General features: G+C 65.8%; 2 protein-coding genes. Both read right to left on the reverse strand.

Annotation, left to right across the window (positions count from 1 at the left end; genetic code table 11):
• Positions 1-1,175: caspase family protein (locus JHD07_RS37450; RefSeq protein WP_291631332.1), on the reverse strand; the 1,175-nt coding region annotated here is incomplete at its 3' end.
• A 131-nt stretch (positions 1,176-1,306) separates the two neighbouring features.
• Entirely contained in the window at positions 1,307-2,473 is a 1,167-nt protein-coding gene (locus JHD07_RS37455) for an ABC transporter substrate-binding protein (RefSeq protein ID WP_291631334.1), read from the reverse strand.
• Positions 2,474-2,673: the final 200 nt, after the last annotated feature.

Raw genomic sequence — 2,673 nt, forward strand, 5'->3', positions numbered from 1 at the left:
ACCGGGACGGGTGTCGAAGCAGCCGCGACGGGTTGGCCGTAATTGCGGTTCTGGACGCGCTGCAGCAACCGGCGAGCCGTTGCAGCCAGGTCGCTATTGTCCCAGTTCACAAGGTAGGCCTCGAACGAAGCGCGGGTGTTGATCGCGGTGGCGCGCTCCCAGGCCAGCATCTGGCGGCGGCGCTCGAGCACCGTGCGCAGGCGCGGCGTCCGGGTGTCCTGCGCGTAGAGCTCGATATAGGCCTGATACGCCTCGACGGTGTCCTCGGTGATCACGAGCTCGTAGGCGACCATGGCCGGCTTGCCTCGTAACTCCTTGCGCCAGTCTTCGAGGCTGCGCGTGCCGCCGGCGAGCGCCATCGCGGATGCGCCGGGAAGAACGGGCGTGCTGCCGCTGCTCTCGCCGAAGAACCTGAAGTCGGTGGTCAGGGACGAGCTTTCCCAGGGGATCTGCCGGCCGTCGGTCGATTGCGCCACGGCAACGCGGATGCGCTTAAACATTTCCTCGATCGGCAGATTGGGCTGCTTGGCAACCGTCAGCACGGCCGCCGTGTAGGGGCTGTCGAGGCCGTTGCCGTCTTCGGCTTCGGCGCCGGGCGAGGTCGAATAGGAGATGAAAGAGCCGGGCGCACCGGCCTTGGTGTCGACGATCGCAAGACCGTGGCCGGCGCCGCGGAGCGCGGGGAACGGATTGTTGCGGCAGGCATCCAGCATGAAGATGCGCGCCCGCGTCGGCAGCGCGCCGAGCGTGTTGAGCATGTCGTTCAGCCGCACGCCCTGGAGCGGAATGTCCGCCTCGCGCTTGGGATCGAGATCGACCGGAACGAGATAGTTCTCGCCGTCGATCTGAAGCCCGTGGCCGGCATAGAACACCAGGGCGACCGTGTCGGGGCCGCTGGCACTGACCTTGCCGGCGAAGTCCGAGATCGCGGCGCGCATGTCGGTCTGCGCCAGGTTGGCGGCGGTGGTGACGGTGAAGCCGGCATTGCCGAGCAGTTCCGTCATGCCCTTGGCGTCGTTGGCGGCGTTGGGCAGCTCCGGGACGGTGCGATAGGCCGACTGACCGATCACCAGCGCAAGCCGCGCTTCCGCGGCGGCCTCCGTTGGGGTGGTCAATTGGGCGAGGGCGAGAACACCGGATGCGAGAAACAAACTACGAAGAACGGGACGGCGCATGAAGTCACCTCCATCGGCAATGCGCGCGATGATGTCATCTCTTATAGGTCTGCACCATGAGTCGGTCTGTGCTCTGGATCACGCTGCGGCAAAATGGGGCAGGCCATGCCGGGCGGCCCATCGCGGCAGTCCTAAAGCCGGTCCACCGCCTTGAACGTACGGTCCTTCTGGATCACCGTCAGGAACACCTTCGGCGGCGTGTCGAGCATGCGCGTGCCGACGGTGACGGTGCTGCCGCTGATGTCGAAACGGCCGACATCGTTGATTGCGCGCAGCAGGTTTGCACGCGTGGGGTTGGAACCGGCCTTTTCCAGCGCGGCGGCCGCGAGGCGTCCGGCGAGGTAGCCTTCCAGCGACACGAAATCCGGCGTCAACGCCGGATCGAACGCCTTCTGCGCCGCCTGGTAGTCGGCGACGAGCTTGAGCGAGCGGTCCCAGGGAAACGGTACGACCTGCGAGACGATGACGCCTTCGCCCTCGGGGCCGAGTTCGGCGGCGAGCGCGTTGGCGCCGACGAAGGAGATGTTGACGAAGGTCGGATCGGCGCCGCTGCGGCGTGCGAGCTTGATGAACTCCGCGCAGGGCCCGTAGGTCCCGACCATCACGATGGCCTCCGGGTCGGCGCGCTTGATCATCCGCCAGGCCTGGGCGACCGCGCGGGTGTTGCGCTCGAAAGTGCCTTCGGCGGCGAGCTCGAGGCCGCGTCTGGCGAGCGCACGCTTCACGCCGAGAAGACCGTCGCGGCCGAAGGAATCGTCCTGGTAGAAGATGCCGATGCGGGTGAACCTGCGATCCTCGGTGAGATGCTTGATCCAGGCTTCCGCCTCCGCGCCATAGCTCGCGCGGATGTTGACGACGTTCGGAAGCTCCAGATCGCGCAGGAATTCGGCACCGGTGAAAGGGCCGATGAAGGGGACGTTCCTGACGCTGGTGATCGGAATCGTCGCCATCGCAGTCGGCGTGCCCACCGCGCCAATCAGCGCGAACACCTTGTCATCGTCGATCAGGCTCAGCGTCTGCGCCGCGGAGCGGTCGGGATCGTAGCCGTCGTCACGGCTGACGAGTTGCAGCTTGCGGCCGTGGACGCCGCCCTTGGCGTTGATCTCGGTGAACGCCGCGACGATGCCTTGGCGCATGCGCCGCCCGAGCATGGAGGAGGGGCCCTCCAGAACCGCGGCCTGACCGAACAGGATCGTATCCACGCTGACGCCGGCCTCGTCGCCCCTGGCCGGGAGCGTGGCCGCGGCAAGAAGCACGATGGTCAGGACGACGGATCTGGCTGATCGGAATCGATACATCGGGAGGATTGGCCGGATCGTTGGAGGAAACCTTGCGCAACCTAGCCTCGCGAGCCTGAATAGCTCGCTAAGCGGCACGGCGAAGAATGTCCGTAGTAGTCCGGGCAAAGTCGGCAACATAAGTCCGGAATTCCGGGATCGGTCAGGCACTTCGTTAACTAATTTCCGCATTGCGGAAAGACTGCTTTCCGAAATTGTGC

This window comes from Bradyrhizobium sp. (assembly GCF_016462955.1).
Classification (GTDB): Bacteria; Pseudomonadota; Alphaproteobacteria; order Rhizobiales; family Xanthobacteraceae; genus Bradyrhizobium.